Origin of the sequence: Streptomyces sp. Je 1-79, assembly GCF_025195125.1 — a bacterium.
Taxonomy (GTDB): Bacteria; Actinomycetota; Actinomycetes; order Streptomycetales; family Streptomycetaceae; genus Streptomyces.
The window spans coordinates 224,244-251,230 of sequence record NZ_JAMGSL010000005.1; the positions used below are offsets into that span (position 1 = coordinate 224,244).

The window sequence follows — 26,987 nt, forward strand, 5'->3', positions numbered from 1 at the left end:
GATCTCCCTTGGCTGCTGGGCGCGGCGCCGCCCCGAGGCGTGGTGCCCCACCTCGGGGCGGCGCCCGGGATCACTGCTCGGAGAGCACGGCGGCGTCGTGCTCCTCGCCGTACCACTTCTCCGCCCACCGGGAGAAGGCGATGATGACGATGTCCCGGTGGCCGGGCCCGCCGTCGCCGGAGAGCACGTCGGTGACGTCGTGGGCCAGGTCGCGGTCGTCCAGGAGGACCGCCTGCCCGGGCTCGAGCGTGCCGGACCAGAACGGCTCCTCGGCCCCGTCCTTCCACAGCCGGGTGGTGCCGCCGGCGACGTTCACCTTGTTGAGGACCGCGATCATGACGAACTCGTGGCCGTCGTGGTGCACGCCCTCGGGGGTGAGGGGGCCGGGCTTGCCGCCGTCGGCGCGGGTCCGGTTCTGGTGGACGTTGATCTGCCAGTCCTCGGACCGGTCGAGACCGAGCTCACGGACGCCGAACTCGATCAGCGGCGTGAAGTCCACCTTGATCGGCTCGTAGACGCGGCGGATGCCGCCGCCCACCGAGTTGAACTTCTTGTAGGCCGTGTAGTCGCGGTGCGCGAGGCGCTCGAACGACCACGCGCCGCCGTCCTGAGGGCTGAGGCGGTACTGCGAGAAGCGCTTGAAGCGGGTGCCGTTGCCCATGTACTCGTCGACCGGGCAGTCGTCGTAGCTCGGCAGGATGTCGGCCGAGAACTCCGGCAGGTCGATGATGGCGAAGCGTTCGCTGCCAAGGGCCATGGTCTCTCCTCCAGAAAAGGGTGGTGTCGTCGGACTCGGTCGTCGGACTCGGACGTCGGACTCGGGCCTCCGACGTCGGACGTCGGACGTCAGGCGGCGACGGAGGGCATGCGCTCGTCCAGGTAGGCGGCAGAGGAGTTGAGCCGCCACAGGATGCCGCGCGCGATGGCACGCCGCATGTCCGCGGACTCGGCGGCGGGCAGCACCACGTTGTGGAACCAGCCCTGCGCGTGCTGGGAGTCGATGGTGATGTGCAGCTTGTGGTAGACGATCCCCACCTCCGGCAGGCCCAGGCGCTCCCAGGCGTGCACGACCTGGACGAACCGGTCCGGGGCCATCCACTCGGTCATCCCGAGGAAGCCCACGGCCTCCGGGTACAGGGTGCGGTGGCGGCACAGCATCACCGCGAGGTTGCCGTTGAGCAGCGAGGTCGCGGTCAGCGAGCGGGCGAGCTCGTCCTCCGAGATCTCGAAGACCTCGTAGATCTTGTTGAAGAGGTGGGTGTGGACCTGCTCGTGGTCCCCGTTGCCCATCTCGTCCCAGAAGTTGGCCGCGATCTCCATCTTGGCCGCGCCGGCCGTGCCCACCTGCATCATGGCGAGCAGGTCGTCGAAGCGGCCGTCCACGACCGACTCCTGCATCACGTAGTTCCGCAGGTCGCTGTGGGTCGCCGTGTTGCGGATGAACTCGTGGTAGTACGGGTGCTTGTACACCCGGTGGCCGCGAGCGGTGTTCTTGAGCCAGGTCAGGTACTCCCGCGGCTCCGTGGGCGCGTCCTCCAGCAGCCCCGGCTCGATCAGCCGGTCCTGGGCGGCCGCGGTGGCGGTCTCCAGGAGCCGGGCTATCTCGTAGACGACGACGGACCCCTCGGCGGTCTGCCGGCGCGGGATCTTCGTGTACAGCTGGTAGATCCGGTCGAGCAGGTACTGCTGGGCGTACAGAGCGCCCATGTCCCCCGCGGCCGCGGCGGTGTTGATGTCGGCCACCTCGCCCAGGACGCGGCTCCGCTCACTGCCCGACAGGGCGTCGACCTTCTCAGGCGCGGAATCGAGCCATGCGCACACCCTGTCCACGGTGGACAGGAACGGGTCACCGGATACGGTCAGACCCTTGGAGCCGCCGACTTCTGGCATGTGTTTCCCCTTGGATTCACTGGACGAATCAGAAATTCCGACACGAAGTCTGTGCACCGTCGTCGGTCGGACGACGGAAGGCCTGCCGTACCTGTACTGCGGCGAAACGGTCCTGCGAAGCCGCTCGGGCGGCGGGCGTTGCCATTCTGCAAGGGGCCCGCTGGACGGAGTGTGTACGCGCTCTGTACGCCCCCGGCCAGGCGCCTCCCGGCTAGGCTGGCCAGTGCTTTCGCTGACATCGACGGAGGTTGCGGATGGACGGGACGAGCAGGCACGAGACCCGGTACGGACGCCTGCGCGTCGAGCGGGCGGACCTCGGGCCGGCCCGGTGGCTCACCGAACGGCGCCCGGGGCACGGGGACTTCGGGACCGTGGGCGGAGTCGCCGCACCCGGCTTCGCGGCGTACGCGCGTGTGCTGCATCCCGCAGGCCTCGACGAGCACCCGGTCCGCTGGGCGACCGTCGCCTCCGCCTACGGGCGTCGCGTCGAGGCGCTGACCGACTGGCACGAGGTGATCGGCGTGGACCGCTACTACCAGAACGAGGAGTCGTACGGCCGGCCCGGCGTGTGGGACGAGCACCCCGACGAGGGGCCCACGCCGTCCGGGGTCGCGCGCGCCCTCGTCCCGGTCCTCGCCCGGCACACGGGCACGCCGGAGCGGTGCTGGTTCGGACTGTGGGAGGGGTACGGCCGCCGGGAGTGGCCCGGGGTCCCCACCTTTCCGACACCGGAACGGGACGAGATCCTGCTGTCCGGAACGCTGGAGGACGTCCTGGACCCCGAACCTCAGGACCCGTTCTCGGAGCTCCCCGACCTGTGGTGGCCGCAGGACCGCGCCTGGTGCGTCGGCGGTGACGTCGATCTGGTGAGTACGTACGTCTGCGGTTCCGAGGACCTGATCACCGAGCTGCTCGCGGCGCCCGGACTGGAGGCGCACCGGGTCGCGGCCACGGACCGCGTCGGCTGATCGTCCGGCCCCGGGCCCCGCCCGGGGGTGCCGGGGCGGGGCGGGTGAGCGATCCTGGGGGTATGGGTGCCCGACGTGGTGGGACCCTCCGCAAGGGCCTGCCGAGTGGCCGGGGCGTGCACCGCGCCCTGGTCGTCGCCGCCGTGGCAGCGGTCGCCACCGTCGTCGCGGCCGTCGCCGCGCTCGTCGGCGGTCCTTCCCTGGACGCGCGCGGTGCGGGCGGGCCCTCGCTCTCCGTCCACGATCCCGTGCCCGCGGCGCCCCCCGCGGCCTCCGCCCCCGTCGCGCCGCCGGTCACGGCGGACGCCATGCCGTCCGAGCCCTCGCCCAGGGCGCGTGTCACCGCCGAGCTCTCCATACCGTCCATAGGCGTCGACGAGCTGGACGTCGTGCCGTACGAGGGGACGACCGACGACCGGGCGGGCACGGTGATCCAGGACCGCGGCGTCGCCGCCAGTCCGTACGGCGAGCGAGGCGGCGTCGGACCGGGGGAGATCGGCAACTACCTGGTGACCGCCCACCGGCTCTCCGCCGGCGGGCCCCTGCGGGCGCTGCCCTCGGTGGACGTCGGGGACGCGGTGCACGTCACCGCGGGGGACACCGTCTACACGTACAAGATCGTCGAGACGCGGAGCACGTCCTTCCGGTCGGACCGCTCGCTCGCCGAGCAACGGGCCGCCGTGCCGGGTGAACCGGGAGAGAAGCCCACCCGGGCGATGATCACCCTCTCCACCTGCGCGACGCCGGAGGACGACGCGGCGGGCAACTTCTGGCGGGACGTCCAGGGCAACCCCGAGCACCGCATCGACAAGGTGGGCGTCCTGACCTCGCAGCGGCCCGCCTAGGACGTGGGTGCGGCCCGTCCGCTCAGGTGGTCGGCGGGTGGTGGGGCGGCGGGGGAGGCGGTGGCGGGAACGGTGGACGGGGTGGGATCCGTGGCCGGGCCGGAGCCACGGCCGGGGGTGGTGGCGGAGGCGTCGACGGCGGACGCTCGCGCCGTGCCGGGTGCGGCGGGGCCGGGGCCGGCGGCGGGGCTGCCGGTGGTGGCGGCGGAGGCGGGTCGATCGCCGGGAGCAGTGGCAGGCCCTGGCGCAGCCGCGCGATGCTCAGCTCGGTGCGGCGGCGTGCCTGCGGGTCCTCGTCGCGCTCGTAGACGAGGGCGACCCCGGCCCATCCGAGGTTGTGGACGGCGAGCGGCCGGTAGCCGAGTGCGTGCGCGATCTCGTCGATGCGGCTCCGCCTGGCAGCTGTGACGCTGCCGGGTCGTAGTTCGACCCGGCTACGGCCGTCGAACAGCGCGCGAATCTCGTCGTCCGTCACCTGACTCCGCTTCCGGGAATGAGCGGCGGCTCCCCGGCCGCTCCACCCCACGATCGTCGCACGCGCCCCTCGCCCGCACGCGCCCGCCTCCGCCGTGATCATCCCCGTCCCGCGTGGCTCCCGGCACCTCGTGGCTCCCGTCCCGCGCGGCTCAGGCCAGTGCGCGGGAGGCGTGGGCGCGGACGTCGGCGTCGGGGTCGGTGGTGGCCGTGGCGAGGGCGGCGCGGGCCTCGGGGTCCGTCCGGTGGGGGTGGAGCGAGAGGACGGCGGCCTTGCGGACATCCGCGTTCGGGTCGGCCACCGCCTTCGCGAGCGCCGGGACGGCCTGCCCGGACGGCGCCGCGCGCAGGGCGGTCGCGGCACCGGCCCGCACCTGCCAGGCCGCTGCGGCGAGCGCGACCACCGCCGACTCGGCGCACGCGGGCGGGCAGCCCGTGACGGCGAGAGCGGCGAGAGCGGCGCCCTTGACCAGAGGGTCGGGGTCGTCCAGTAGGGGAAGCAGCGGTGCGGGCGCCGGAGTACGGACGGCCGCGAGGCCGCGGGCCACGGCGACCCGGACCTCGCGGGCGCCGTCGGCGGTGGCCGCCGCGAGCTCCGGGACCGCGTCGACCGAGACCAGGCCGCGTACCGCGTGGATCCGGACGTCGACGTCGGGGTCGGTGAGCGCCCCGGCGTACACCGACGCGTCACCGAGCCGAAGGGCGCGCAGGACCTCCAGCGCGGCGGAGCGCACGACCGGATCGGTCACTCCGAGCGCCTCCCGCAGACCGCTCCCCAACTCCGTTTCGTCGGGCAGTACTTCGACGAGCTCGCGCAGGGCCGCCGCGGCGGCGTGCCGGACCTCGGGCGCGCTGTCCCGCATCCGTTCGGCGAGCGCGGGTCCGGCCCCGGCCGGCACGGTCTCGCCGAGGGCGGCGACCGCCGCCGACCGGACGGCCGCGTCGGCGTCGGTGAGGTAGGGCCCGAGCGCGGCCAGATCGGGGGACTCCTCGGCGAGGGAGAGCAGGCGCAGGAGGGCGGGGCTCGGCCCTGCGGAAACGGGCGCCGATTCCCCCTCCCGCACCGGAGCCGGCTCCGCGCCGGCGCTCTTCGTGGCCCCCGCCGGAGCGACGTCCCGCCGGCCCGCCGTCGCCGTCGGCACCAGCTCCACCTCGCCCAGCCACCGCTCCGGCCCGGCCTCCGGCGTGAACTCCGGGACCGGGACCACGTACGGCTCGATCGGCCGGGCCGTGAACTCCATCGCCCCCGACGGGGACTTACGCAGGTCGACGTGGTGCAGCCACCCCGTGTCGTCGCGCTCCGGGTGGTCGAGCCGCTCGTGGTACAGCCCCCAGCGGGACTCGGTCCTCGCCAGCGAGGCCCGCGCCGCCATCTCCGCGCAGTCCCGGATGAACGACACCTCGGCGCACCGCATCAACTCGTGCGCGGTACGCGCCCCCAGGCCCTCGATCTCCCTCGACATCCGGTCGAACGCCTCCACCGCCAGCGACAGCTTCGCCCCCGTCTTCGGCGGCGCCACGTAGTCGTTCACGAACCGGCGCAGCTTGTACTCCACCTGCGGCTGCGGCGGACCGTCGGGGTTGCGCAGCGGCCGGTAGACGAGTTCATGGGCGGCGGCCAGCTGCTCCTGCGGCAACTCCCCTTCGTACGAACGGTACTGAGCGGCGTCCTCGCCCGCCAGGTCGCCGAAGACGAAGGCTCCGATCATGTAGTTGTGCGGTACACAGGCGAGGTCTCCGGCCGCGTACAGCCGGGGCACGGTCGTGCGGGCGTGCGCGTCCACCCGTACGCCCGAGGCGGAGTGGCCGCCGCACAGTCCGATCTCCGAGATGTGCATCTCGATGTCGTGGGTGCGGTAGTCGTGTCCCCGGCCCTCGTGGAAGGTGCCCCGGGTGGGGCGCTCCGTCGTGTGCAGGATCGATTCGACGGCGCTGATGGTCTCCTCGGGCAGATGGCTGAGCTTCAGGTACACCGGGGCCCGGTCGGAGGCGAGTTCGGCCGCGAACTCGGCCATCATCTGCCCCGACCAGTAGTCCGACTCCACGAACCGCTCACCGTGCCGGTTCACCTGGTAACCGCCGAAGGGGTTCGCCACGTACGCGCAGGCCGGCCCGTTGTAGTCCTTGATCAACGGGTTGACCTGGAAGCACTCGATGCCGGTCAGGGCCGCACCCGCGTGGTACGCCATGGCGTAGCCGTCACCGGCGTTGGTGGGGTTCTCGTACGTCCCGTACAGGTACCCGGACGCGGGCAGACCGAGGCGGCCGCAGGCGCCCGTGGCCAGGATGACGGCCCCCGCCCGTACGGCGACGAACTCGCCGGTACGGGTGTTGAACCCGGCCGCGCCGATCGCCCGCCCGTCGTCGGGGTGGGTGAGGACCCGTACCGGCATGACCCGGTTCTCGATCCGGATCCGCTCGCGCATCTCCCGGCGCCGCAACTGCCGGTAGAGGACCTTCTTGACGTCCTTGCCCTCCGGCATCGGCAGCACGTACGAGCCGGAGCGGTGGACCTGGCGGACCGCGTACTCGCCGTGCTCGTCCTTCTCGAACTTCACCCCGTACGACTCCAGCCGCTGGACCATCGCGAAGCCGCGGGTCGCGGTCTGCCGGACGGTGGACTGGTCGACGATGCCGTCGTTGGCGCGGGTGATCTCGGCGACGTAGTCGTCGGGTTCGGCCCGGCCCGGAACGACGGCGTTGTTGACCCCGTCCATGCCCATGGCCAGGGCGCCGGAGTGGCGGACGTGCGCCTTCTCCAGGAGGAGCACGTCCGCGCCGCGCCCGGCGGCCGTCAGCGCGGCCATGGTGCCGGCGGTGCCGCCGCCGATGACGAGGACGTCGCAGGAGAGCTCGGTCGCGTCGGCGAGGTCGGGGATGGCCAGGGGGGTGTCCACGGGATGCCTTTCGGGAGCGTTCGGGCGGGATCAGAGGGAGGCGAGCACGCGGCGGCGCAGCTCGACGGTGGGCGGCTCCTGCCGGGCGTCCCGCCGGCGCGGCCGCGGTACGTCGAGCACCTGGCCGGAGGGGAGCAGGGCGACGCGGTCACCCAGGTACAGGGCCTCGTCCACGTCGTGCGTGACGAAGACGACGGTGGCGCCCGTGCCGCGCAGGATCTCCACGAGGAGGTCCTGCATCCCGGCGCGGGTGTGGGCGTCGAGCGCGCCGAAGGGTTCGTCCATCAGGACCGCCCGGGGGCTGCCGACCAGCGCCCGCGCCAGCTGCACCCGCTGCCGCTGGCCGCCGGAGAGCCGGTGCGGCAGCTTGCCGGCGTGGTCGGCGAGGCCGACCCGGTCCAGCCAGTCGGCGGCGGCCCGTCGTCGCTCGGCTCGTGGGACCCGGCGTATCGCGAGCGGCAGTTCCACGTTGGCGCGCACGGTACGCCAGGGGAGCAGGGCGTCGTCCTGGAAGACCAGCGCGCGGTCGGCGGCAGGTCCCTCGACCGGCCGGCCGTCGTGGGTGACCTGCCCGTCCAGCGGGGGAAGCAGCCCGGCGAGGGTGCGCAGCAGAGTCGACTTGCCGCAGCCGGACGGGCCGACCACGGCCAGCAGTTCGCCGGGCGCGATCCGCAGTTCGGCGGCGGCGAAGACCGTCGTACCGTCCGCGTGGCCGAGTCGTACGTCGTGCAGGGCGAGCTCCGCTCCGGCGCCGGCGGGCGCGGCGCTCGGGGGCGCGCTGGTCATGAGACGGACTCCTTCTCGACGCCGACGCCGACGCCGACGACGGGGGCTGGGGCTGGGACGGAGGCGGGGGCGGGTGCCGAGGTGACGGACGTGCGGGCGGCGGTGCCGCGACGGAACGCCGCACGGGCGACTCCTGCCGCCGGCCGCCCGGCCGGACGGGGCAGCCACGAGGTGACGCGGCGGCCCAGGAGCTCCACGGCCGTGGAGGTGAGCCAGCCCAGGGCGCCGATCGTGGCCATGCCGACGAAGACGCCGGGATAGTCGACGACCGTGTAGTCCTGCCAGGTGCGGTACCCGACCCCGTACTCGCCGGAGATCATCTCCGCCGAGATGACACAGATCCACGAGACGCCGATGCCCACCGACAGACCGCCGAAGATCCCCGGCAGCGCGCCGGGCAGGACCACCGAGAACAGCACCCGGGCCCGGCCACCGCCCATGGTGAGCACGGCTTCCTCCCACACCGGGGTCAGGGCGCGCACCGCGTGCCGGGTCGACACCAGGATCGGGAAGAAGCCCGCGGTGAAGGTGATGAAGACGATCCCCTGCTCGTTGGTGGGCAGCAGCAGGATCGCGACCGGGACCAGGGCGATCGCCGGCACCGGCCGTGCCACCTCGAGGAGCGGGCCCAGGAGATCGGCGGCCCACCGGGAGCGGGCGACGAGGGTGCCGACCGTCACCCCCGCCACCGCGGCGAGCAGGAAGCCGACCACGATCCGGCGCAGGCTGTGCCCGAGGTCCTGCCAGTACGCGCCCGTGCCGACCCGGTCGGCGGCGGCGGAGGCCACCTCGCCGACCGTGGGGAACTGCTCGAACCGCAGCCACAGGTTCACGTCCAGGGAGGTCAGCAGCTGCCACAGCGCGAGAGCCGCCCCGAGCGAGAGCGCCCGCAGCAGCCAGCGGCCCGCGCTCATGACGCCAGGCCGACGGCGGTCGCGTGGTCGACGATCCGGGATCCGGGGTGCGCGTCGACGTACGCCTCCGCTCCGGCCCGTGTGACGAAGGCGCGCGGTTCGGAGCCCTCGGCGACCCACACCGCCTTGTCGGCGAACCACAGGGTCCCGGTCACCGTGTCCGGGACGTACGCGGCCCGTACGTCGGCGCCCTTGGCCGCCTTCAGCAACTCCTTCGGGCTGTCGAAGGTACGGGTGGTGCTCTGCCCCTTCAGCCACAGCTCGGGCTTGGCGGCGGTCGCCTTCGGGTACGGCGGCGCCTGCGCCGCCCGCGCCAGCGGGGCCCGGTCGACGAAGGCGTCCACATCGACGTCGCCCACGAGCTTGGCCGCCTTCAGCAGGGGCACGTCCTTCTTCAGCGCGTCGATCAGCTCCGGGCGGAGCTCGGGGTCGAAGGTGGCGATGCCGTTGGCCCCGTTGTAGAGGTAGACCACCTCGGCCGGCAGCCCGGTCTCCTCGGCCACCGACTCGGCGGCGGCGACCGGCTGTTCCCGCAGGTGGTCGGTGGCCCGCCGCTGCGCCGTGAGGAAGTCGTCGAGGATCCCCTTGCGCTCCTCGGCGAACTTCTCCCGGACGGTGACCCCGTGGAAGGTCGGCAGGTTCAGCTCGGCGCCGTCGTAGAGCGCCGTGGCACGGCCTTCGAAGGCCAGCAGCCCGGGCCAGGCGACGAACTGCGACAGGGCGTCGGCGCTGCCCGCGGCCAGGGCGGACGCGCCGACGCTGGGCTGCTGGTTCAGCTTCCGGATGTCCTTCTCCGGGTCGACGCCCGCCTGCTGGAGGGCCCGGACCAGGGTCCCGTCGGCGGCCGAGCCGACGCTCGTCGACACCTTTCTGCCACGGAGGTCCGCCAGCGACCGCAGGGGCGAACCGGGCTTGGTGACCACGGTGTTGAGGCCGCCGCGCAGGTTGTAGCCGGTGACCGAGACCAGCCGCGTGGGCTGCTTCAGCTGCCTGCCGCGGGCGGCGTTGATGAGCAGGGGGAAGTCGCCCATCGAGCCGATGTCGATCTTCCCGGCGGTCATCTGGGCGGTGATCGGGGCCCCGGTCGCGTAGTCCTGCCACACCACCTTGTAGGTGACGCCGTCCTTCTTCCCGCGGGCCGCGAGCTCCTCCTCGAAGTAGCCGAGCGAACGCAGCAGGGTGCCGGCTGTGACCGTGTTGATGGTCTTCGACTGGTAGCCGACGGTCACCGTGACGGTGCCCGTCCCGGCCGGGCCGTCGGCGCCCGCCGCGCCACCGCAGGCCGTGGTCAGCAGCAGCGCGAGGGAGAGCGGGACGAGCCGGGCGGGGGAGCGGAGTGCGGTGATGCGCTTGCCGTGCATGGGAGTCGGGCCTTTCACCGGAGCAGATAGGGCATGTTGACGGTGACCGCGCCGGTGGGGCAGCGGGCCGCGCACGGGCCGCAGTACCAGCACTCGTCGACGTGCATGTACGCCTTGCCGTTGTCCTCGCGGATGGCGAGCGAGTCGAGCGGACACATGTCGACGCAGAGCGTGCAGCCGTCGATGCACTTGGACTCGTCGATGGTCACGGGCACGTCGGCGCGTTGCGGCACCAGAGGCATGGCTGTCTCCAGGAGGCGGGGTGGGGCGGGGGAAGGGGGGTGTCAGACGGAGCGGTGCAGGACGCCGCTCATGGTGATGCGGTCGCCGCGGAACCGGATGAACTCCAGGTCCACGGGGCGTCCGTCGGGCAGACAGGTCAGCCGCTCCAGCATCAGCACGGCGGCCCCGCGGGGCGCCTGGAGGACGGCGGCGGAGTGCGCGTCGGCGTTGACGGCTTCGAGGGTGATCTCGGCATGCCCCAGCGGGCCGCCGGTGAGCGACTCCAGGAGCCGGAACACGTCCGTGTTCTCCAGGTCGCAGCCGAGGAGTCGACCGCCGATGTCCATGGGCAGATAGGACAGGTCCAGGGAGAGCGGCAGCCCGTTCAGCCGGCGCAGCCGCTCGATGCAGAGCACGTCCGTGTGCTCGGGCAGGCCCAGCCGGTGCGCCACCGGGCCCGGGGCGGCGACCGGCCCGACCGTGCGCACCTCGTTGGTGACCCGGCCGTGCTCGTGCAGCGTCTCGGCCAGGCCCTGGAGCCGGTCCAGGCCGTGCGGGTACTTCTCGCACACCACGACCGTGCCGACACCGGGCTGCCGGTCGACGAGCTGCTCGCCGCGCAGCAGGTCCAGGGCCTGGCGGACGGTGTTGCGGCTGGCCCGGTAGTCGGCGGCGATGGTGTCCTCCAGGGGGAGGACACCGCCGGGGAAGCCGCCCGTCAGGATCTGGTGGCGGAGCAGGTCGGCGAGTTCCCGGGCCCGGTCCGCGCGGAGTCGCCGGCGGCGCGCGGCGGCGACCGGGAGGGAGGCGGGGGCGGGTTCGGCTGGCATGTCTGGGAACGTACCGGCGGACCCGCGGGGATGGTGTTGCGGCGGCATTGCGCCACCTGACGCCCCGAAGGCACCGCCGTGACCTGCTGTTTCGTCGACGCCCTCGGAAGATCCGCCACCCAGTGGCTCACCAGGTGGACGCTTTCTGCCCAGAATGCGGGCAGACCCGCCCCGCACCGGTGCGGGCCGTGGCGCGAGCCCCACGGCCCGCGCCCCCGCCTACTTCGCGTACCAGTACCCGAGCTTGTTCTCCCCGGCGTCCGCGGCGTGCTGGAGGGCGTCCGAGCGGCCCACGATGCCGCGCGGCAGGTATGCGGAGCGGACCTCCAGGTCCCAGCCGTGCACCTGGACGGCGAGCGCCGCCAGGGCGAGGGCGTCCAGCGGCAGCAGCGTGCGCGGGGCCGGGTCCGTGCCCACGCTCTCGCGGTGGAGGTCGAGCCGGGCCGCCAGGGCCTCCTCGAAGGCGCGCCGGTCGTCGTCGAGCAGGACGCGCAGCAGTCGCTGATCCGGCGTCAGGGCCGCGGTCACGTCCAGCCGCTCGGCGGCCTCGGCACGCTCTCGCGGGTCCGGCTTGCGCAGCGGAACGGTCGGCCAGTCGCGGGGCAGGTGCCCGCTCGCCTCGGTCAGGTAGGTGCAGAGCGCCTCCATCGCGGCCAGGTCCGCCGGCTCCGACGTCGAGGTCAGCTTCGAGTACGGCACGCCGTCCCGGATCGAGGAGGCGTAGCCACCGCCCAGCAGCAGTCCCGTGACCCGCTGCCAGTCCCACACCACTCCGCTGACGACGACGGCCGCGAATGTGTCCAGCCACGTACGGGCCGTGGGAGCCTCGTCGACGACGTCGTGGAACGCCATCTCCTCGCTGGTCAGTTCCTGGCGTATGAGCGAGAACGTGATCTCCTGGTCGCCGTCGGGGTAGCAGCCGAGGCTGATCACGCCCAACGCGCACTCCGCAGCCGTCAGCAGCGCGAGGCGCGCGGCCTCGTCGAGCCCGGGCTCGGTGAGTGTGCGAGCGGCGACGTGATCGAGCAGCTCGTCGCCCATCTCCCGCAGCCGGTCGAGGCGGAAGCTGCCGTAACGCATGCTGTGCCACCGCCCGAAGGCCCGCCCGTGGATGTCGTCGAGCGCGTGGGCCATGCGCTCCTCGCTCACCTCGTGATGCGCCACTTCCCGCACGAGTGCCGTCCCTTCAAGATCGATCCGCCGGGAGACGGACGCTATCAGCGGCCTCGGACATCGTTGCCCGCACGCCCGGCCTCGGAGGCCGAGGTGCCGCTCGACCGGGCCGCCGGGACGGAGTCGGAGGCGTCGGGTGGCACGTCCGCGTGCATGGCGGCGTAGGCATCGGCGATGCTGCCGGGGGTGAGACAGGCGGTCCGGGGCCGGTTCGTGAACTCGACGCCGTGCCGGATCTCGCCCAGGAAGTCCCGCATCGCCTCCGTCGTGCGCGTGTCCCATCCGCTGACACGGCGGGCGAGCGTGGGCAGCGGACCCCGCTCCTTGAGAAAGGCCACCAGCACATGGTCGACCCTGACGACGGTGTGGCCGCAGGCGCGTGCGATGTCCGCCGAGGACCTCAGGACGGCGAGCACGTCCTCGGGCACCGTCACGCCGTCCGCGCGCCGATCGCGGGCGCGCCCTCGGAGCTCGGACCACACGGCGTACGGGTACGTCATGGCGCGGACCGCGAGAAGGCGGCGCAGGGGGAGATCCTCCTCGAAGCCGTACAGGCCGAGGTGGAGGAGGAGGTCGCGGCGGTTCACCCGGTCGCGGCCCGCTGCCGCCGCCGACCGTGCCGCTTCGTCCAGCAGGGTGAGCACACCCTCGTCCACCCGCCGACGTTCCGCGGGCGGAAGGGGAGCGAGCGGCACGGGGAGGCCGAACGCTCCCATGGCGATGTGGCCCGCCCAGTGCAGGGGAGCTCCGCGGGTGCCCGAGCCACGCCAGGAGGCGAGCGCCTCCAACTGGACGGTACGCAGGGCGTCGAGCATGCTCTCCCGCGCGGTCAGACTCCGTACCAGCCGGTGATCGATGACGTCGAGCGGGTCCTGCCCCTCCGCCGAGTCGACCGTCGGGTACGCGGTCACGACCAGCCGGTCGGCGCCGGCCCACAGCACGGCCGTACCGAGCACCAGCCACTCGCCGTTCAGCGCTCCGCTCAGATCGCCGCTGTCGCAGCAGAGCATGAGGACCTGCCGGGGCATGGGGAAGCGGTCCGGGGCGGCGATGAGCATGCCGGCGGTGAGGACGCGCTCGGGCTCGCCGCCCTCGGCGCCGGGCGTCGCGGGGCGCAGGACGAGGCCTCCCAGCAGGGGCGACGGAACACGTTCCACGGTGTGGCAGGCGATGACCGCGCTCGTCTCACCGCGCTCCTCTCTCAGGTCACGGAGACGAACGCCGAAACCGTCCAGCGACAGGTCCGTGGAGGGCGTGAACGCGACGACGTCCTCGGGCAGATGGTCCAGCAGCTCCCTGGCCACGGGCAGGAAACCGTCCGTGTCCGGGTCGGAGAGGTCCGATCCCGGGTCGACGACGGCCAGGGCGAGGGGCGGGGCCTCCAGCCGGCGGGTGCGCCTGGACAGGGCGGCGAGCAGGCCGGCCGGCGGGGCGATCACCATGCGGCAGCGTTCGACCATCCGGAGATCACCGGCAAGGTGGTCGGGGAGGGCGACCGCGGCCCAGGGGACATGCGCCAGGCGGGTGGCGGGAGCGATGGCGAGCCGCAGCGGCGACTTCGTCGACTCCTCCAGTACGGCCACGAGTTCGGAGGGAAGGAAGCGGCCCAGCCGCCGTGACAGGGAGACCTCGGCCGAGAACGGCCCCGCCAGCAGCGGGCTGCCCAGCACGCGGTCCTCCCACGCTTCGACGCCCTCGCCGGGGTGGGGGACGGTCAGCGCGTCGCGGAGATCCGCGAGCACGGCCGCCAGGTCCGATCCGGGCCGGACGTCGAGCTGCCCGCCTCGCACCGGACCGTCCGGGGCGACCAGCGCCCAGTAGACCGCCGACTCGGTCGACCAGGTGCTCCACCACCACGCGCCCGGCCCGGCCACGGCCGCGGCGAGATCCTCCAGGGCGTAGGCCGGGGGTGTGTGGTCGGGCTGGAACCACGGGCCGCGCTCCAGCCGCGAGACGCCCCCGACGCGGATGAATGGGGCGCCCGAGCTGTCGACGTCGACGAGGCCGCCCTCCTGCTGCGGGCCCAGCTGGATGCGTGCCGACTCGATCAGTTCCGCGAGCGTGGGCCAGTCGCGCCCTCGGCAGGCCTGTTCCATGGCCTGTTCGAGCGTCCTGCCGAACAGGGACCACCAGTGCATGCGCTCCTCGGTCGTGCGCAGCTGGTGGCGGGTCGCGTTGAGGACCGCCAGAGCCTCGATGCGGCTGTCGAGAGCCCTGAGCTGGTACTCGGGCGATCCCGCGAGGTGGTCCGCCAGCCTGTTCAGCATCGTGGCCGCTTCGAGCGGCCGGTCGAGCCGCATGAGGAAGGAGGGTCCGCCCTCGCCGGAGCCGAGCCTGCCGACGGTGTCCGGCGTCCTCCCGTCCACGACGAGGCTCGCCAGGTCCACGACGCCGGCGCAGCGCACCAGTTCGCGTCCGAACGGCCGCGCGCGGCTGAGGAACCAGCGCTCGTTGTCGGGGCCGTCACCGGCGATCTCCATGGTCAGCGGCACCGCCGTGGCGGCCAGGTGGTAGGCGAGCGTCGGGGTGCGGGGCAGGGCGGCCTCGGCGGTGAGCCGCATCATCGTCATGAAGTGGAGGAGATTGCCGCGCGAGACCTTCCGGGGGACGAGTTCCGCGAAGTGGTCGGTCAGATCCGCGCCGGGCTCGCGCAGCAGCAGGAGCTGCGACCAGGTCGTCAGCAGCTGCCCGCGGACCTGGACCGGAAGCCTGCCCGGGAAGGAGCGGATCTCCTTCAGCGCCTCCTCGGCCGCAGCCAGGTCGGCGAGTTCCAGGGACGCCCGCATGGCGATCAACTCGTGCACGGGCGACCGGCGTCCCCGGTGCGGAGCCACCGTCTCGCGGGCCGCGCCCGGCGCGCCGCGCTCCAGGAGGGCCCACCCGCGCAGGGCGGCGACCTTCGGGTCACCGCTGTCCGCGACGGCGTCGAGGCGGCCGAGGGCGGCGGCCGGACGGTCGACGCGCAGGAGCCGATGGGCGCGGAAGAGCGCGCGGCCCTTGCGGCCCAGCAGGGCGGCGACGTGCGGTCGGGGCACGGGCACGTCGGCCGTGGGGTGGCGGTCCACCCAGACGATCACGGCTCGGGCCAGGAGCCCGGTCAGCGCGGCGGTGACCGAGCCGGCGAGAGCGAGGGCGACCGACGGCGCGGACAGGAGCGTGACGGCGGCCGTGACCACGGCGAGGCCGCTCAGCCGGGACGCGGTGAACACTCCGAGGAAGACGAACGGAACCCAGAGCGCGGAGTCGGGCGCCCATACGCAGGTGAGGGGCACGACCGAGGCACAGAGGACGATCCGGCCGCGGAAGAGCCGCCGCCGGGGCGGGACGACGGCGACGACGGAGAAGAGATCGCGGACATGGGGTCCGGCCGCGTCGATCTCCGGGCCCTCGATGCGCACCTGACGGGCCGCGCCCAGCTCGCCCGCACAGGACACCAGGCTCAGGACCCCGTACAGAGCGGCGATGACGAGGGACGGCCGGTGCAGTCCGACCGCGGACGCGAACACCGCCAGGCAGGCCAGCCACGGCCACCGCAGCCGCAGTTCGAAGGGAGACACCGTCTCGCCCAGGAGATGTTCGACGCGCTCCCGCCGGTCGCGCGAGGACACGGCGGCGGCCAGAGCCACGGGCCACGCCCAGAAGGTGTGTTCCGTGGGCGCGTCGGCGAGCAGGTATCCCACGGCGAGCGCGCGCGCCGACAGGTGGAGCGTGACGGCCGTCCGGCGGCGGCGCAGAGCCAGCGCCGTCGGCCCCCAGGCGAAGACCTCGGAGGGAGTCGTCGTTCCCTCCTGCTCGGTCAGCGCGAGATGCGTGTCGACGATCTTCTCGAAGTTCTCCAGCTCGCCGAGTCCGAACGCCTCGGCGACGACCTGGACGGAGTGGACGCCTTCGCATTCGGTGACCGCCGACGTGGCGGCGAGCGCGACGGCGATGTGCCCCACTCCGACCGTGTCGTAGCCGTACATCCGCGCGACGCTCCCGGCCGTCTTGACGACGTGCGCCAGTTCGTCCGGGGTGAAGGCACCGCCGGCTCGGGACAGGGCCGCGAGCAAGGGCTCGGGGAGTACCACGCAGGTCCGCGACCATTCCTGTGAGGCCAGCAGGTCGAGCGAGCGGATGATCTTCTGCCGCTCGGGCAGCCGGACGTCCATCGCCGCGACCGCCGCCAGCAGACGGCGCGCACCGTCCCCGAGCGGGGGAACGCCCTCGGACATCGGTACCTCCAAGGCGGACGCGCCGGCACCTGGCATGCCGTGCGGGGTGGCGGGACGGCTCAGACCTTGTGCACCGGTTCCCTGGTGAACTCGTCCCAGGAGACGGGGGTGAGGGACGGTGCGGCGAGCGCCTCCGACTCTCCCGCCACCGGATGGGAACGGACCCGCAGCCGGCGACGGCCGAGCGCCTTGCGCCGCATGGCCGACGCGCGGAAGAGGGGCGTGAGGCCGCCCTCCGGCACGATGACCCGCGCGGCGAGCGAGGACTCCGCTCCGGTGGCCGTCCCCAGTTCGAGCGCCGCGCCCACGGGCTGGGGGAGCGGGGCCAACTCGGCGGAGACCTGGAGTTCGACCCGTGTTCCGGCGCGACCGGACACCAGGATGATGGCGGGTCCCGTCCGCACGAGTTCCGTCACCACCGTGTACTCGCCGCGCCACTCGCCGCTGTCCGTGAGCGCCCTGAGGCGCCCTTCGAGGGCCAGCACGTCGTCGATGCGGCGCGTCTCGCAGCGGACGGCCTGGAAGTACGTCGCCTGGGACCGCGTGAACGTCACGGACAGCAGGAGCGCCGGCTCGATCCCCAGCCCGACCGGCAGCTGGGCCTCCGGGCTCAGTGACACCTCGACCTGGCCGTCCGAGGCGTACGACAGGGTGCTCTGCGGCCCCGCGGCGGAGGACGCGAACGAGACCCCCATGTCGGCGAGGGAGGTGATCCGGTCGAATTGGTGTCCGCGGACGATCCCCACGTCCCCCAGGGACAGTGCCGCGTTCGGCTGCCATGTGGCGAAATAGTCGAATTTCTTGTGCATTTCACGCGTGTACTGCTTGAAGACCGGCTTCATGGCTCCCCGCCCGTAACGTTCCGCCGATCGTAGTGTCAGGCGCGACTTCCGCGGGCGGGAAACAGTGAAACTCCACGGCCGCCCGGACCACGACAGGTCCGAGCGGGGCTCGCCAGGCACCAAAGACGAGGCCAGAAGCGGGATAAGGGCCTGACCTGGGTTTTCCCAGGCCAAATGCCGGGAACCTGCCTTTTTGCCCATCGTCACGCCGAACGGCGGCCGGGGCACACCCAAGGTTCTGTCTGGAGGTCGCGATGCTGCTCAGCCATCACATCGACGCAGGGACGCTTCGCGTCACGCTGAAGCAGGATCTCGACGTCACGAACCGGGCCGCCGCCGCCCTGCTGCTCCAGGCCCTCGTCGACGCCCACCGGCCCGCCGCCGTCGTCCTGGAGCTGCCCGCCGGCCCGCTCACCGCCGCGACCATGAGCGCGGTCGCACGCGCCAGGAGGATGTGCGACAGCCTCTCCGTCCCGCTCACGCTGGTCCACGGACCGGCCGAGCCCGTGACGGGGAGCCGCGAGCCGCTCGCGTACGGAGCGGTGAGCGAGGCCTGACCGGCGCCGCGGGCGCACTCCGGGCTCCGCCGGGGGATGCGGCGTCCCGCCGGGCATCGCCTGGCGGGACGCCGCTCGTCCGCTCGGCGAGGGGCGTCTCAGGCCGGTGAGGCCGTGGCCTCGTCCACGAGGATCACGTCCAGGCGCCGCGGGCCGTGGACCCCCTCGACACGGTCGAGTTCGATGTCGCTGGTCGCCGAAGGGCCCGAGATCCAGGTCAGAGGACGTGTGGGATCGAGGCGCTCGAGTGCCTGCGGGACGGAGGCGACGACCTGACCGGGGGTGCGGACGAGACAGATGTGATGGTCGGGAACGAGGGTGATCCGTCGGCCGCCCTGGTCGGGGCCGGCGTCGAGGACGACGGTGCCGGTCTCGGCCACGGCCACCGCGCAACCGGTCACGACACTGTCGACGGCGTCGAGGTCGTACGCGGTGAGGTCGCCCCGGTCGTCCACGACGGTGGCCTCCGTGCGGCTCAGAAGCTCGCGTGGCAGGCCCGTCGGCGCGAGCACCCGGCGCGCGCCCCGCTCGGCGAGCAGCCGTCCGATCAGCTCGGGGAGCGCGCCGGGCCGGCAGTGGTGGACGATGGCCCGGTAGTCCGCGAGGTTCTCGGCGAGGAGACCGAGGGTCTCCCCGGTGTCCCGCTCCCCGTGCTCACGCAGATAGTCGCGGGGTACGGCCTCGTCGTAGGGCCGCTCGGCCGCCGGTACGTCGGTCAGTGCCTCGCGGATCCGCCGCAGGATCATCTCCCTGCTGCTCATGCGGACCCCTCCTTCCGCTCGTGCTCACGCTTCCACCACGCGCGGAACGATTCCGCCGGGACCTCGGGCAGATCGCGGCTGTCCGTCCACGCGCGCCCCGGACCGGGCAGACGGGAGGGGTGGAGGCCGCGGGTGAGCGAGGCGAGACGCTGTCCGGCCGCGTAGACGCCGGGGTGGTCGAAGGCCCACGCGGCCGCTCCCATGGCGGCCTTCTCCAGGCGGTGTCCTCCGCCGTCCGCGACCTTCTCGCGGAGGTGGACGAGGACTTCGGGGATGTCGATGGCGACCGGGCACACGTCGTAACAGGCCCCGCAGAGGGAGGAGGCGTACGGCAGCGAGGCGTCGATCTCGCTCGCGGTGCCCCGGAGCTGAGGGGTCAGGATCGCGCCGATCGGGCCGGGGTAGACGGAGCCGTACGCATGACCGCCGGCCCGCTCGTACACCGGGCAGACGTTCAGGCACGCCGAGCAGCGGATGCAGCGCAGGGCCTGCCGGCCGACCTCGTCGGCGAGGGTGTCGGTGCGGCCGTTGTCGAGCAGCACCAGATGGAAGGTCCGCGGCCCGTCACCGTCCGTCGTGCCGGTCCACATGGAGGTGTACGGGTTCATGCGCTCGGCGGTCGAGGAGCGGGGGAGGGTCTGGAGGAAGACCTCCAGGTCCCGCCAGGTCGGCACGGTCTTCTCGATGCCGACGACCGAGATCAGGGTCTCGGGGAGCGTGAGGCACATCCGCCCGTTGCCCTCGGACTCGACCACGACCAGCGTGCCGGTCTCGGCGACCATGAAGTTCGCCCCCGAGATCCCGACCTTGGCGCGCAGGAACTTCTCGCGGAGGTGGAGCCTGGCCGCCTCGGCCAGCTCGGCGGGGCTGTCGGTCAGGTTCTCGGGCGCCGGACGGCCCCAACGGGCCATCTCGGAGCGGAAGATGTCGCGGATCTCGCCCCGGTTGCGGTGGATGGCGGGGACCAGGATGTGCGAGGGCCGGTCGTCGCCGAGCTGCACGATCAGTTCGGCGAGATCGGTCTCGTAGGCGGCGATGCCCTCGGCCTCCAACGCCTCGTTGAGCCCGATCTCCTGCGTGGCCATCGACTTGACCTTCACGACCTCGCTCTCACCGGTCGCCTTCACCAGACCGGTGACGATCCGGTTGGCCTCGGCGGCGTCCGCGGCCCAGTGGACCGTGCCCCCGGCCCGCACCACCGACTCCTCCAACTGGAGCAGGAAGCGGTCGAGATGACGGAGCGTATGGTCCTTGATCCGCTTGCCGGCCTCGCGCAGCTCGGCCCAGTCGTCCAGCTCGGCCACGGCCTTGGCCCGCTTGTCGCGGATCGTGTGGGTGGCGTGCCGCAGGTTCGCACGGAGCGTCGTGTTCCGCACCGCCTCGCGCGCGGCCTCGGGGAAGGCCGGCATGCCCAGGAACGTACCGCTCATACCGCCGGCTCCTCTTCCGTGCTCGCCAGGATCTCGGCGATGTGGACGGGCCTGACCCCGACCTTGAGCCGGCTCATCGTGCCGCCGATGTGCATCAGACACGAGTTGTCGGCCGCGCACAGGACGTCCGCGCCGGTCGAGACCGCGTTGCGGACCTTGTCGGCGCCCATCGCCGCCGAGACGTCGGCGTTCTTCACGGCGAAGGTGCCGCCGAAGCCGCAGCACTCCTCCGCGCCCGGCAGCTCCACCAGCTCAAGGCCCTTGACCGCCGACAGCAGACGGTGGGGCCGGTCCGCGAGACCGAGGGAGCGCAGCCCGTGGCAGGTGGGGTGGTACGTGACCCGGTGCGGGTAGGACGCGCCGACGTCCGTCACGCCGAGCACGTCGACCAGGAACTCGGTCAGCTCGTAGGTGCTCGGCACGACCGCTGCGACGGCCCGGGCGAGCATGTCACCGCGGCCCTCCGCGCGGGCCCGCTCGCCCATGCGGGGATACAGCTCGCGGACCATGGCGCCACAGGACCCGGAGGGGGTGACGATCGCGTCGTAGCCGCCGAAGACCTCGGCGAAGCGGCGCGCGAGCGGCTCGGCCCGACGCCGGTAGCCGGTGTTGTACTGCGGCTGCCCGCAGCAGGTCTGGCCCGCCGGGAAGTCCACGTCGACGCCCAGCCGGTTCAGCAGCCGCACGACGGCGCGGCCCGTGTCCGGGTACAGCGTGTCGTTGACACAGGTCAGGAAGAGAGCGACACGCATCGCGGCTCCTTCACGGATCAAGGGATTCGTTCCCCGAACGTAACCCCGGCCCCGGCCCGCCCGCGACCACCCCCGGACGGCAATCGCGTCGACAGCGCCCGCGGGCGCTCCCGCAGACGAGACCGCCCCTGGTCCACGGCGGCTACGGGAGCGCCGTGCGCAGGCGCCCGCGTCCCAGCCGTTCGGTACGGTGATCTCGGTGCCGAAGCCCGCCGTGACCCGGCCGGGCCGCCGCGACCCGGTGACCAGGAGGGGACGTACCGGGTGCCCCATCGAGGCCGCCGCCGCGAAGACCTCCAAGGGGCCGAAGACGTCGAGCTCCTCCGCGCCGTCGAAGGCGACGACATGGACCTGTAACGGCCGCTCGGCGTTCCACGCCCCCGGCCCGCCACCCGGGCCGGCGGCCGCCGCCGTCCCGGCCGTCGCGCTCCAGCCGGCCACGGCGGCTCCCGCGCCCGCCGCCGACACCAGCGCACTCCGGCGATCGATCCCCACCATGCTCTCCGCCTCCCACGTTCTCACCTGCGCCGCCGAACCTCGGCGATGTCCCGGGGAGTTGGTCGCGGAGCCGGTCGCCGGAGTTCCCCGCCGTCAGCCGTCAGCCGTCAGCCGTCAGCCGTCAGCCGTCCCGGCCGGGCGGCCGCGGCCCGCCGACGCCAGGGCGGCCGGGTTCCAGCCGCGGCGGGGGACGGAGTCGAGCAGCAGCCGGGTGTACGGGTGGGCCGGCGCGTCCAGGAGCGCCGACGTGGCCCCCATCTCCACCACGCGGCCCTCCCTGAGGACCATCACCTCGTCCGTGATGTGCCGGACCACGGCCAGGTCGTGCGTGACGAAGAGGAAGCCGATGCCCACCTCGCGCCGGATCCTGCCCAGGAGTTCGAGAACCTGCGCCTGGATCGACACGTCCAGGGCCGCCACCGCCTCGTCCAGGACCAGCACACGCGGCTCGGCCGCCAGCGCGCGGGCGATCGCCACCCGCTGGCGCTGACCGCCGGACAACGCCCCGGGCAGGGCCGCCGCCTCCCGCTCGCCGAGCCCGACCTGGTCGAGGAGTTCGGCGACACGGGCCTGCCTGGCCCGCGCCCCCGTGGGGAAGTGCAGACGCAGCACCTCCTCGACGCACCGGCCCACCGGCACGCGCGGATCGAGCGAGAGATACGGATCCTGGAAGACCATCTGGATCTCGCGGGCGCGCGCCAGCCGCTCCGCCCGGCCACGGGCCGGCGCCGAACGGTCCCGTCCCCCGATCCGGACCGTCCCGCCGTCGGGCCGCTCCAGACCGACCAGCATGCGCACGGTCGTCGTCTTGCCGCTGCCGGACTCGCCGACGATGCCGAGCGAGGCGCCCGGCGCGAGGGTGAACGACACGTCGTCCACCGCCGTGTGGTCCCCGTACCGCTTGCGCAGACCCTCGACCACGAGCGCGCCCGGCATCCCGGTCGCGGCACCGCTCCGGGTCTCGTTCCTGGTTCCGCTCACAGTGCGATCCCTTCGTCTGCTCGGTGGCAGGCGGCCAGGCCGCCGCCGTGGCCCGCCAGTACGGGCGTCTCCTCCTCGCATCGCGGCTGCGCGTGGACGCAGCGCGCCGCGAAGGCGCACCCCGGCGGGGCCTCGGCGAGGGAGACGGGCCGCCCGGGAACGGGCCGCGGAGCGGAGGCACCGGCCTCGATCCGGGGGGTGCAGGCGAGCAGCCCCGCCGTGTACGGGTGGCGCGGCCGGTCGAACAGGGCGTCGGTGCCCGCCGTTTCCACGATGCGGCCCGCGTACATCACGTACACCCGGTCGCAGATCGCCGACGCCAGCTCCAGATCGTGGGTGACGAAGAGCAGGCCCGTGCCGCGCTCGGCCTGCAGCCGGGTGAGGATCGCGATGATCTCGGCCTGCGTGGTGACGTCGAGCGCCGTCGTCGGCTCGTCGGCGACCAGCAGCTCCGGCTCGCCGGCCAGCGCCGCCGCGATCACCACCCGCTGGAGCATCCCGCCGGAGAACTGGTGCGGATGGCGGCGCAGCGCGCCTTTCGGATCGCGGATGCCGACGGCGTCGAGGAGTTCCTCCGCCCGTGCGAGCGCCTTCGCCGCGGGGGTGCCGGAGGCGCGGAGTCCTTCGGTGAGGAAGTCCCCGACCCGGCGCAGGGGGTTCACCGAGGCGCGGGGATCCTGGTAGATCATCGCGACCCGCCGGGCGCGCAACCGGGTCAGCTCCGCCCGGTCCATCGTCAGGACGTCGCGGCCCCCGACCCGTACCTCACCGGTCGTCCGCGCCCCTGTCGGCAGCAGGCCGAGCACGCTCCGGCACGCGACCGACTTGCCCGAACCGGACTCGCCGACCAGACCGACGGTCTCTCCGGCCGCGACCCGGAGCGTGACGCCGTCGAGGATGGGCCGGGCCGCCCGCCCCTGCGGCAGTCGGACCCCGAGCCCGTCGATCTCCAGCACGGGAGTCCGGTGCGTCTTCGGGGTGCCGAGGGAACTCAAGGTGTTCATCGTGCTCATCGCTCCCGCTTCGCGATCCGGTCGGCGAGCCCCTCGCCGACGATGCCGAACGCCACCACGGCCAGGACGACGCAGACCGACGGCGCCATCGCGGGCAGCATCGCCCCCTGCTGGAGGGCCGCCTGACCGTCGTTGATCATGGCGCCCCAGTCGGCCGTGGGCGGCTGCACGCCGAACCCGAGGAACGACAGGGCGGCGAGGTCCATCAGGGCGTACCCGAAGTTCATCGCGGACTGCGCGAACACCGTCGGGGCGATGTTCGGCAGCAGATGACGCAGACAGATCGTCCAGCCCGACCAGCCCTGCACGCGGTATGACTCGATGTACGCACGGGTCTTCTCCTGGCGGGCGATGCCGCGCACGAGCCGCCCCACGTACGGCGTGTACGCCACCGCCATGGCGATCACGGGCGCGGTCATGCCCGAGCCGAGGACGGCCACGAGAAGGATCGCGAAGAGCAGCCCCGGAATGGCGAACGCCAGATCCATGGACCGGGACAGCACCGTGTCCGCCCAGCCGCCGCGCCAGGCGGCGACCAGCCCGAGCAGCGTGCCGAGGAGCGTGGAGACGCCCACCACGAGCAGCGGTCCCAGGAGCCCCGTCCGCGCGCCGTGCAGCAGCCGCGACAGGATGTCCCGGCCCGACTGGTCGGTGCCGAGGAGATGGTCGCCGCTCGTGCCCACCAGACTCGCCGACAGGTCGAGCGCCTCGGGGTCGTACGGCGCGAGGACGGGCGCGAGCACGGCGACCAGGACGAGCGCGGCCAGGACGACGACGGAGGCCGTGAAGAGCGGGCCCTGCCCGAGGACGCGCAGCCCGCGCAGACCGGGACGGCGGCGCAGCGCACCGGACGCGGGGGAGAGGGTGGTGGTCATCGGGACGCCTCCCCGTGGAGGGACAGCCGGGGGTCGACGAGCGGAACGAGCAGGTCGACCAGGAGGTTGACGACGACGAACGCCGTCACGCCGAGCAGGGTGATCGCCTGGACGACGGCGAAGTCCTTGGCCGTCACCGACTGCACCAGCAGCGAGCCGATGCCGGACACGTTGAAGGCGGTCTCGACGATGGACGTACTGATCAGCAGCCCGGCGAGCATCGTGCCGCCGACGGTGACGATCGGGCCGAGGGCGTTGCGGAGCACGTGCCGGCGGACCACGGCGCCGCCCGCGACCCCGCGGGCGCGCGCCACCTCGACGTGCTCACGCCCCAGCTCGTCGAGCATCGCCGACCGGGTGACCCGGGCCAGCATCCCGGCGAAGGTGATCGCCAGCGCGAACGCCGGCAGTGTCAGGTGGTACACCCGGTCGGCGAAGCCGTCCGGAGTGCCACCGGGCCCGGGGAACCAGCCCAGTTGGACGGAGAAGAGCGAGACGAGCGCGATGGCGCTGACGAACGACGGGGTCGCCGTCGCCACACCGGTGCCGATCAGCACGGTCCGGTCCACCGTTCCGGGCCGCAGCGCCGCGACGACACCCGCGGACACGCCGAGGAGCGAGACGAGCAGCGCCGCGTACCCGACGAGCACGGCCGTGCCAGGCAGACGCGAGCCGATGAGTGCGCCGACCTCCTGGTGGAACTGCGCCGAGCGGCCGAAGTCGCCGTGCAGGACCCCGCCCAGCCACTTCGCGTACTGGACCGGCAGCGGATCGTCCAGGTGGTACTGGGCGCGCAGCGCCTCGACCGTCTCCGGGGTCGCGGGGCGGCCGTGGAGCAGGAAGGACACCGGGTCGCCGGGGGCGAGGTGCACGGCGGCGAAGACCACGACCGAGGTGACGAACAGCACGGTCACGAGGCCGACGAGCCGGCCCGCCAGATAGCGCGTCATGACCGCGCCGCCCCGACCGTCGCCGCCCACGGGTAGTACAGCTGCGCGATCCCGGTGGGAGCACCGGTCACCCGGTCGCCCAGGAAGACCGAGTAGGGCGCTTCGTACAGCGGGATGACCGGGAGCTCGCGCACGGCGATCTTCTGGAGCTCGGCCGTCAGATCCGCCCGGCGGGCCGCGTCGGGCTCGGCGTTCGCCTTCTCGAATGCGGCGTCGTACTCACGGTTCGACCAGTTGCCGTAGTTCCCGGTGTGGCCCGTGCTCAGGTACTGGTAGAACTCCAGCGGATCGGGGGTGCTGTCGTACCCGTTGGTGATGACCAGGTCCAGCCCCTTGCGCGCCTCCGGGTCGACGAACAGGCTGCTGTACGCCTCCGGGGCGACGGCCTTCAGCCGCACGTCGAGCCCGATCTGCCGTCCCGCCGCCTGCACGGCATTGGCCACGACGCTGATCTCGGGCGCGAGGGTGCTCGTCGCCAGGGTGACCCGGCGCCCGGTGGCGCCGGCCTCCTCGACCAGCTTCTTCGCGGCGGCCACGTCGAAGACGGGCTCGGGCAGGGCGTCGAAGTACGCGTCGGTCCTCTCGGGTACGAGCGCCCACGCGCCGCGGGCGGTGGGCGCCTTCGCCGGGACGCCGATCCCGCCGGCGGCGGCCCTGACGATGTTCTTCCGGTCGAGGGCCATGGAGAGCGCCTGCCGGACCTTCAGGTCGCCGAGCGTGCCGTCGAAGTCGAGTACGGAGAGGTCCGCGGCGGCCGTGTTGGGCCCGAAGTACAGCTTCCCCTTCGTGGTGGCCCGCAGCTGCGCCAGCGAGGTGGCGGGCACCAGGTAGCCGCCGTCGGCCGTACCGGACAGGAAGGCGTTGGTGCGGGCGGCCGGGTCCTCGACGAAGGTGAACGTCACCGTGTCGTTCTTCGGGGCCAGGGACGTGTCCCAGTACGCCGGGTACTTCTTGAGCGTGACGCTCTCGCCCTGGGCCCAGGAGTCCAGGGCGTACGGGCCGGTGCAGTTCACCTGTCCCTTGGGGCCGCCGTACTCCTTGCCGGCCTTCGCCAGGAAGGCCGCGCTCTCGACGGTGCCGGGTGAGGCCGCCATCAGCTCGTTGAGCAGGACGTCGGGCTTGCTGAGCCGGACCGTCACCTCCAGCGGACCGCTCCTGGTGACCGAGGCGACGTTCCTGAACGCCGATCCCCAGGGGGAGCCGGTCGCCGGGTCCATGTGGCGCTCGAGGGAGGCCACGACGTCGTCGGCGGTCATGGGCGTGCCGTCGTGGAACGTCACGCCGGAGCGCAGGGTGTACACCCAGGTCTTCGGGTCGGGATTGCTGTACTTCTCGGCGAGACCGGGCTCGATCTTCAGGTCGGGGGTGACCCGCAGCAGCTGCTCGCACACGTTGGCCAGCACGGTGTTGGGCGGGTAGTCGTAGGCGAGCGCGTAGTCGAGCGTGTAGGGCTCGGCGTACAGCGACCAGGTGAGCGAGCGGATCGCTCCCTTCGCGGCCGGGGTGGTGGGGGTGACGCTGTAGGCGGAGGCGCCACCGCCGGATCCGGATCCGGTCGCGCCGGAACATCCGGCGGTGGCGGCCGCGACGACGGCGGTACAGACGAGCAGTGCGGTGACTCTGGGCTTGCGCAAGGAGACCCACCCCTTTACGGGTGTAGTGACGGGCGCGGGGAGGTGGAGCGGGGCAGCCGGGCGGCTGACGTGGTGGGGGTGTCGTGGGGCCGGTGGGGGCGGGCGGCCGGAAGAGGGGAC

General features: G+C 73.1%; 23 protein-coding genes. 3 read left to right on the forward strand and 20 right to left on the reverse strand.

The features are described 5' to 3' along the window. Window positions 1-70 precede the first annotated feature (70 nt). Together M5362_RS11550 and M5362_RS11555 are read right to left on the reverse strand one after the other, a co-directional pair. Window positions 71-757, reverse strand: a complete 687-nt coding sequence (locus tag M5362_RS11550; RefSeq protein ID WP_260227359.1) for a 2OG-Fe dioxygenase family protein — start codon at window positions 755-757, stop codon at window positions 71-73. A gap of 89 nt (window positions 758-846) precedes the next feature. Further along, a complete protein-coding gene (locus M5362_RS11555) occupies window positions 847-1,890 on the reverse strand; it encodes an iron-containing redox enzyme family protein (RefSeq protein WP_260227360.1) in 1,044 nt (347 codons plus the stop codon). 254 nt (window positions 1,891-2,144) lie between these two features. Here M5362_RS11555 and M5362_RS11560 point away from each other — a divergent pair, with 254 nt between their 5' ends. Beyond that, a complete protein-coding gene (locus tag M5362_RS11560; RefSeq protein WP_260227361.1) occupies window positions 2,145-2,858 on the forward strand; it encodes a hypothetical protein in 714 nt (237 codons plus the stop codon). Between the two features lie 143 nt (window positions 2,859-3,001). Continuing rightward, window positions 3,002-3,703, forward strand: a complete 702-nt coding sequence (locus M5362_RS11565; protein WP_374214454.1) for a class E sortase — start codon at window positions 3,002-3,004, stop codon at window positions 3,701-3,703. Between the two features lie 22 nt (window positions 3,704-3,725). On the opposite strand, the gene M5362_RS11570 is transcribed toward M5362_RS11565, so the two are convergent. From M5362_RS11570 to M5362_RS11615, 10 genes are all read right to left on the reverse strand, one after another. Continuing rightward, window positions 3,726-4,178 carry a hypothetical protein gene (locus M5362_RS11570; protein WP_260227649.1) on the reverse strand — a complete coding sequence of 151 codons (453 nt, stop codon included), beginning with the start codon at window positions 4,176-4,178 and terminating at the stop codon, window positions 3,726-3,728. Between the two features lie 151 nt (window positions 4,179-4,329). Continuing rightward, window positions 4,330-7,074, reverse strand: a complete 2,745-nt coding sequence (locus M5362_RS11575; RefSeq protein ID WP_260227363.1) for a fumarate reductase/succinate dehydrogenase flavoprotein subunit — start codon at window positions 7,072-7,074, stop codon at window positions 4,330-4,332. Between the two features lie 30 nt (window positions 7,075-7,104). Continuing rightward, window positions 7,105-7,860 carry an ABC transporter ATP-binding protein gene (locus M5362_RS11580; RefSeq protein WP_260227364.1) on the reverse strand — a complete coding sequence of 252 codons (756 nt, stop codon included), beginning with the start codon at window positions 7,858-7,860 and terminating at the stop codon, window positions 7,105-7,107. Further along, window positions 7,857-8,774: an ABC transporter permease gene (locus M5362_RS11585; protein WP_260227365.1), complete on the reverse strand. Its 918-nt coding sequence runs from the start codon at window positions 8,772-8,774 to the stop codon at window positions 7,857-7,859. The genes M5362_RS11580 and M5362_RS11585 overlap by 4 nt, the downstream gene beginning before the upstream one ends. Further along, window positions 8,771-10,135: an ABC transporter substrate-binding protein gene (locus M5362_RS11590; RefSeq protein WP_260227366.1), complete on the reverse strand. Its 1,365-nt coding sequence runs from the start codon at window positions 10,133-10,135 to the stop codon at window positions 8,771-8,773. Before M5362_RS11590 ends, M5362_RS11585 begins: the two co-directional genes overlap by 4 nt. Before the next feature lie 14 nt (window positions 10,136-10,149). Further along, window positions 10,150-10,377: a ferredoxin family protein gene (locus M5362_RS11595; protein WP_125741086.1), complete on the reverse strand. Its 228-nt coding sequence runs from the start codon at window positions 10,375-10,377 to the stop codon at window positions 10,150-10,152. Window positions 10,378-10,419: 42 nt separating this feature from the next. Beyond that, window positions 10,420-11,187, reverse strand: a complete 768-nt coding sequence (locus M5362_RS11600) for a GntR family transcriptional regulator (protein WP_260227367.1) — start codon at window positions 11,185-11,187, stop codon at window positions 10,420-10,422. A gap of 219 nt (window positions 11,188-11,406) precedes the next feature. Next, window positions 11,407-12,360 carry an immunity 49 family protein gene (locus M5362_RS11605; protein WP_260227368.1) on the reverse strand — a complete coding sequence of 318 codons (954 nt, stop codon included), beginning with the start codon at window positions 12,358-12,360 and terminating at the stop codon, window positions 11,407-11,409. A 44-nt stretch (window positions 12,361-12,404) separates the two neighbouring features. Continuing rightward, the gene (locus tag M5362_RS11610; RefSeq protein WP_260227369.1) at window positions 12,405-16,574 is read right to left on the reverse strand and encodes a CHAT domain-containing protein; all 4,170 of its coding nucleotides are present in this window, start codon (window positions 16,572-16,574) and stop codon (window positions 12,405-12,407) included. A gap of 59 nt (window positions 16,575-16,633) precedes the next feature. After that, window positions 16,634-17,416, reverse strand: a complete 783-nt coding sequence (locus M5362_RS11615) for a hypothetical protein (RefSeq protein WP_260227370.1) — start codon at window positions 17,414-17,416, stop codon at window positions 16,634-16,636. A 254-nt stretch (window positions 17,417-17,670) separates the two neighbouring features. On the opposite strand from M5362_RS11615, the gene M5362_RS11620 reads away from it, so the two are divergent. Beyond that, window positions 17,671-17,973 (forward strand): hypothetical protein, encoded by a 303-nt coding sequence (locus M5362_RS11620; protein WP_260227371.1) that lies wholly within the window; start codon window positions 17,671-17,673, stop codon window positions 17,971-17,973. Between the two features lie 98 nt (window positions 17,974-18,071). Here M5362_RS11620 and M5362_RS11625 read toward each other — a convergent pair whose 3' ends face one another. The 8 genes from M5362_RS11625 to M5362_RS11660 all read right to left on the reverse strand — a co-directional run bounded on the left by M5362_RS11625 (window position 18,072) and on the right by M5362_RS11660 (window position 26,867). After that, complete coding sequence (locus M5362_RS11625) at window positions 18,072-18,734, reverse strand: lactate utilization protein C (protein ID WP_260227372.1); 663 nt, start codon at window positions 18,732-18,734, stop codon at window positions 18,072-18,074. Further along, window positions 18,731-20,164, reverse strand: a complete 1,434-nt coding sequence (locus M5362_RS11630) for a lactate utilization protein B (RefSeq protein WP_260227373.1) — start codon at window positions 20,162-20,164, stop codon at window positions 18,731-18,733. Before M5362_RS11630 ends, M5362_RS11625 begins: the two co-directional genes overlap by 4 nt. Continuing rightward, window positions 20,161-20,916, reverse strand: coding sequence for a (Fe-S)-binding protein (locus M5362_RS11635; RefSeq protein WP_260227629.1), 756 nt, complete (start codon window positions 20,914-20,916; stop codon window positions 20,161-20,163). The genes M5362_RS11630 and M5362_RS11635 overlap by 4 nt, the downstream gene beginning before the upstream one ends. Window positions 20,917-21,528: 612 nt before the next feature. Next, window positions 21,529-22,350 (reverse strand): ABC transporter ATP-binding protein, encoded by an 822-nt coding sequence (locus M5362_RS11640; protein WP_260227630.1) that lies wholly within the window; start codon window positions 22,348-22,350, stop codon window positions 21,529-21,531. A gap of 41 nt (window positions 22,351-22,391) precedes the next feature. Further along, entirely contained in the window at window positions 22,392-23,399 is a 1,008-nt protein-coding gene (locus M5362_RS11645; protein WP_260227374.1) for an ABC transporter ATP-binding protein, read from the reverse strand. Between the two features lie 5 nt (window positions 23,400-23,404). Beyond that, a complete protein-coding gene (locus tag M5362_RS11650; protein WP_260227375.1) occupies window positions 23,405-24,283 on the reverse strand; it encodes an ABC transporter permease in 879 nt (292 codons plus the stop codon). Continuing rightward, a complete protein-coding gene (locus M5362_RS11655; RefSeq protein ID WP_260227376.1) occupies window positions 24,280-25,233 on the reverse strand; it encodes an ABC transporter permease in 954 nt (317 codons plus the stop codon). Before M5362_RS11655 ends, M5362_RS11650 begins: the two co-directional genes overlap by 4 nt. Further along, complete coding sequence (locus tag M5362_RS11660; protein ID WP_260227377.1) at window positions 25,230-26,867, reverse strand: ABC transporter substrate-binding protein; 1,638 nt, start codon at window positions 26,865-26,867, stop codon at window positions 25,230-25,232. The genes M5362_RS11655 and M5362_RS11660 overlap by 4 nt, the downstream gene beginning before the upstream one ends. Window positions 26,868-26,987: the final 120 nt, after the last annotated feature.